Consider the following 4,076-nt stretch of genomic DNA (forward strand, 5'->3'; position numbering starts at 1 on the left):
AAAAACTCCTTCCTAAGTGTACAAGCTTTGATTATTTGCTTGTCTACTTAAGTAGGAGTATAGCCATCTGATAAATCCAGATGCGCCTTTTATATCGAGATATTTACACGAACGAACCGACTAAATCCAATTGCACTTACGCAGCGTTGTGGTTGGCCACGTAGTCTTTGAGCCAATCTTTACCTTCCACGAAGCGCGTGATCAACATACTCGAAGTAATATTGCTAGTTGAATTCAATAGCGTCGCAGGAATATCAATGATCTCACTGATGATCAGGATCAATGGTAAGGCAGTCATTGGAAAACCGAAGATCGTGATGATCACGGTTTCCGCGACGAACCCGCCACCTGGAATTGCGCTCATAACCACACCGACTAAGAAACCGACGGCAATAATGATCACCGCATTCTGAGGCGTCGCAATATTGCGACCAAAGAGCACAAACAGGAATGTTGTTTTTAAAATGCCGCCGACAACTGACCCATCTTTATGCGTATTAGCACCTAACGGAATCACGGTGTCCGCGATATCGGGTGTCACACCGATCTTCTTAGTATATTCAAGGTTAACTGGGATCGACGCGGCCGAAGAGCTCGTGGCAATGGCCGTGATTGCAGGAATACTGATATTCTTCCACAACGTTCTGAAACCGAGACGTCCTGCAGAAAGATAGGCGTAACCACTCATGACCACGAAGAAGTAAAATAAGGCGTACCCAACGTAGATGATCAACGTCCGCAGATAACCGCCGACCATTTCTGCGCCTAAGTTCCCAATAACAGTGGCGAAGAAACAACCCAAACCGATCGGTGCGTAATACATGATATATTTAACAATTCGCATCGTGACCAGATTGCCTGCTGCTAACAGCTTTTCAAATGGTTCCGCCGCTTTACCAGAGGCAGACGTTGCAATCCCCACAAGAACGGAAACGACGATCAACGAAAGCATGTTGCTCTTAGACAAGATCTTACTGAAATCATCGACTGTGAACGTCGCTACAATTTGTGCCAACGCGGATGTTTTGTTACTGCCTGCGCCTTTGACATTGCCCATCATTGCCTTCACGCTAGTCATATCGATGCCTTGGATCGGCTTGAAGATCAAGACACAAAGGTAACCTAGAACAGCAGAGACTAGCGCCGTTCCTAAGAAAACCGCCACAGTGATTCCTAAAATTTTCCCGAGTCGCTTAACTTCTTTCATGCTAGCGATCGACGATGAAATACTGAAGAAAACCAACGGGATCAAAATCATGTACATCAAATTTAGGAACAAATCGCCTAAAGGTTTAACGACGTCGACTTTTGCTCCCCAGACGGCGCCAGCAATGCCTCCTAGGATCAAGCCAATGAGAATTAAGAACGTGCTACGATAATTCTGCCAAAATTTTTTCATTTAGATACTCCTCCGAAACACGCGTTAGGTGCCGAATAATTTGAAAGTCCAGATAATAAAAAAGGAGTGACGACGATTAGGCATTGCCACTCCGCTTGATTATTTCTCTTGCTTATAAAAGTCATTGACAACTTCAACGTCATCAAAATGATGCTTAACTGTGCCAATGATCTGATAATCTTCGTGCCCCTTGCCAGCAATCAAGACCACATCTCCGGCCTTAGCTTCACCCAGCGCAAAGTTGATAGCTGCTCGCCGATCCGTCATTCTAGTAAAAGTACCCGGCTTGAGTTCCGCCACAACTTGATCGAGAATTTTCTCAGGATCTTCCGTCCGCGGATTATCTGAAGTTAAGACTGCATCCGTTGAATGTTGAACCGCAATATTGCCCATAATTGGTCGCTTCGTTGTCTCACGATCGCCACCACAACCAACAACACAAAAAACACGTTGTTTGGCGAAAGCATTGATCGTGCTCAAGACATTTTCCAGACCATCGGGTGTGTGCGCATAATCGACAATGACGGTGACATCTTTTTCATTGGGAACAACTTGGAAACGGCCACGAACACCTTTGACTGATTCAAGCGAAGTGATAATCTCAGCGGGTTCTAGACCTTGTTCATAGCACGCGCCAAAAGCAGCCAAAGCGTTGTAGACATTAAAGTTCCCCATCAGTTTGAGTTGAACTGGATAAGTTTCATCGTAAATTTGCAGATCAAACTTGGTGTCTTTATTCGTCACTTGAATATTTTTAGCTTGGAGGATCCCCTCGCCCTTCGCCCCATAGGTCAAGATATTTGCGGCAGTTTTCTCAAGTAGACGTTTACCGTGAGGATCATCGATATTAATAACCGCACTTTTCGTCTTTTCGCCAACATGATAGCTATTACCCAATTGAGAAAAGAGCAGTGCCTTAGCGTCGAAATAATTCTCGAACGTCTTATGATAATCCAAATGATCTTCTGTTAAGTTCGTGAAAACAACGGTGTCGAAGTCGATTCCCCACGCACGGCCTTGAACTAGCGCAATCGAAGAAACCTCCATCGCGCAAGCCTGATCGTTAGCCGCAACCATCTCACTCAGCGTTCTTTGCGCCGTTAAAGGTTCAGGCGTCGTATTGACCGCGGGCAATTTTTTCGTGCCCACTTTGCTATACATCGTACCAATGATGCCAGTCTGTACACCGTGATCCTCCATGATTTGGTCGATTAAATGGGTGATCGTCGTTTTGCCATTCGTCCCAGTCACACCAAACATCGTCAGCTGACGGCTAGGATCACCGAAAAAGCGTGTGCTCAATTGAGCCAGCGCCTTATATGTATTGGGCACAGTCACGACAACGGCATCTCCATTGAATTCAACGGGACGTTCAACAATTACTAGCTTCGCACCAGCATCAACAACTTCCTGAATGTGTTCGTGTCCGTCGAAATGAACGCCCTTGATCGCAACGAAACAGCAACCGGGCTTAACTTCTTTCGTGTTTTGAGTAAGATCCGTCAATTCAACATCCTGTGCTTGTAAAACACGCTGATCTCGATGACTTGTTTGCAAAATTGCGGCGCAATCTGAAATTTTCATCTGCTCATCTCCAAAAAATTAGTAATTATTTTCTAAAATATAACTCTTGAACATCCATTATACTTTGTAGTATACACTATTTTAACGAACGCTTTAGTAATAAATATGAAGAATATATTGCTTTTAAGGAAAGCTTTTAAATTCGTGATCAAAGGCGATAACTTCCCCGCTACTTTCGCAAATCAATTCTTTACTAGTCAAATAAGGCGACAACGAGTAAAATAAAATCGTGATCGCCTGAGTCAATCAAAACAACGCGATCTGAGGAGGTCAACGACAATGAGTAGCGACTATATTACCAAACACGCCTTCATGGATGCGCTGATCAAATTGATGGAAACGCAAGATTTTAGCAAAATTACCATTTCACAGATCACCCACAAAGTTGGGATGCATCGGCAAAGTTTTTACTATCATTTCCGTGACAAATACGATTTGTTAGCCTACACTTATCAAGAACTGAGCTTTTTTTATCTCGATCACGATCATGTTCAGCTCGATAATTGGTTAGGTCAAACCGAAAAAATGTTGACCTCTATTAACGAACATCGAACTTTCTACACGAACACTTCTGCTAGCGATCAAAATACCTTACTCCTCACCTTTTCCAAAGTTGTGCAGTCAGGATTGACCGATTTATTAACAGAAATTAATTCAGATCATCAGCTATCTGCCTACGACCGCCAATTTTATGCGGAGTTTTTTGGTTACGGATGCGCGGGCACCCTTGTTGACTGGGTCACGAGTGGTTATTTAACGCCACCGAATGAAATCGCTCATAAATTTGCTAAGTTAATTGAAGATATTAAGCATTACTCACCCGAACTTTAAATATTATTGAACTTTTTTTGCAAAATCGTCACAATTTTTGACATTTTCGCATTTTGGATAGTGACTTATTTTTATCAATATGCTATTATTACTTTTGGAAGTAATAGGACTTCTCAATAGTGATGTCTCTGGCGAAGAAAGTTAACTTTAATGAATCTCCCCCCCTTGTGTTAAGTGACTTCGTTTAAGAGCAACAAAACTGACTAACATTAGTGGTGAATCATAATTCGACGGAATTATGATTCACCACTTTTCTTTGTTT

Annotated in this window: 3 protein-coding genes; 1 reads left to right on the top strand and 2 read right to left on the bottom strand. The window is 42.9% G+C overall.

The genetic code is table 11. The annotated features are described in order from the left end of the window. Positions 1-136: 136 nt before the first annotated feature. Positions 137-1,399, bottom strand: coding sequence for a dicarboxylate/amino acid:cation symporter (locus EKM67_RS10350; RefSeq protein ID WP_125578907.1), 1,263 nt, complete (start codon positions 1,397-1,399; stop codon positions 137-139). 99 nt (positions 1,400-1,498) lie between these two features. Then, the gene (locus EKM67_RS10355) at positions 1,499-2,983 is read right to left on the bottom strand and encodes a UDP-N-acetylmuramoyl-L-alanyl-D-glutamate--2,6-diaminopimelate ligase (protein ID WP_125578908.1); all 1,485 of its coding nucleotides are present in this window, start codon (positions 2,981-2,983) and stop codon (positions 1,499-1,501) included. A gap of 279 nt (positions 2,984-3,262) precedes the next feature. Between EKM67_RS10355 and EKM67_RS10360 the strand changes: the two genes are divergently transcribed. Continuing rightward, positions 3,263-3,814, top strand: coding sequence for a TetR/AcrR family transcriptional regulator (locus EKM67_RS10360; RefSeq protein ID WP_125578909.1), 552 nt, complete (start codon positions 3,263-3,265; stop codon positions 3,812-3,814). Positions 3,815-4,076 lie beyond the last annotated feature (262 nt).

The sequence above is a fragment of the Lapidilactobacillus mulanensis genome (genome assembly GCF_003946215.1).
Lineage (GTDB): Bacteria > Bacillota > Bacilli > Lactobacillales > Lactobacillaceae > Lapidilactobacillus > Lapidilactobacillus mulanensis.

What these genes read in the sequence shown, in the direction of transcription:
- EKM67_RS10350 (WP_125578907.1), bottom strand. Translation starts at nt 1,399, where the DNA reads ATGAAAAAATTTTGGCAGAATTATCGTAGCACGTTCTTAATTCTCATT.
- EKM67_RS10355 (WP_125578908.1), bottom strand. Translation starts at nt 2,983, where the DNA reads ATGAAAATTTCAGATTGCGCCGCAATTTTGCAAACAAGTCATCGAGAT.
- EKM67_RS10360 (WP_125578909.1), top strand. Translation starts at nt 3,263, where the DNA reads ATGAGTAGCGACTATATTACCAAACACGCCTTCATGGATGCGCTGATC.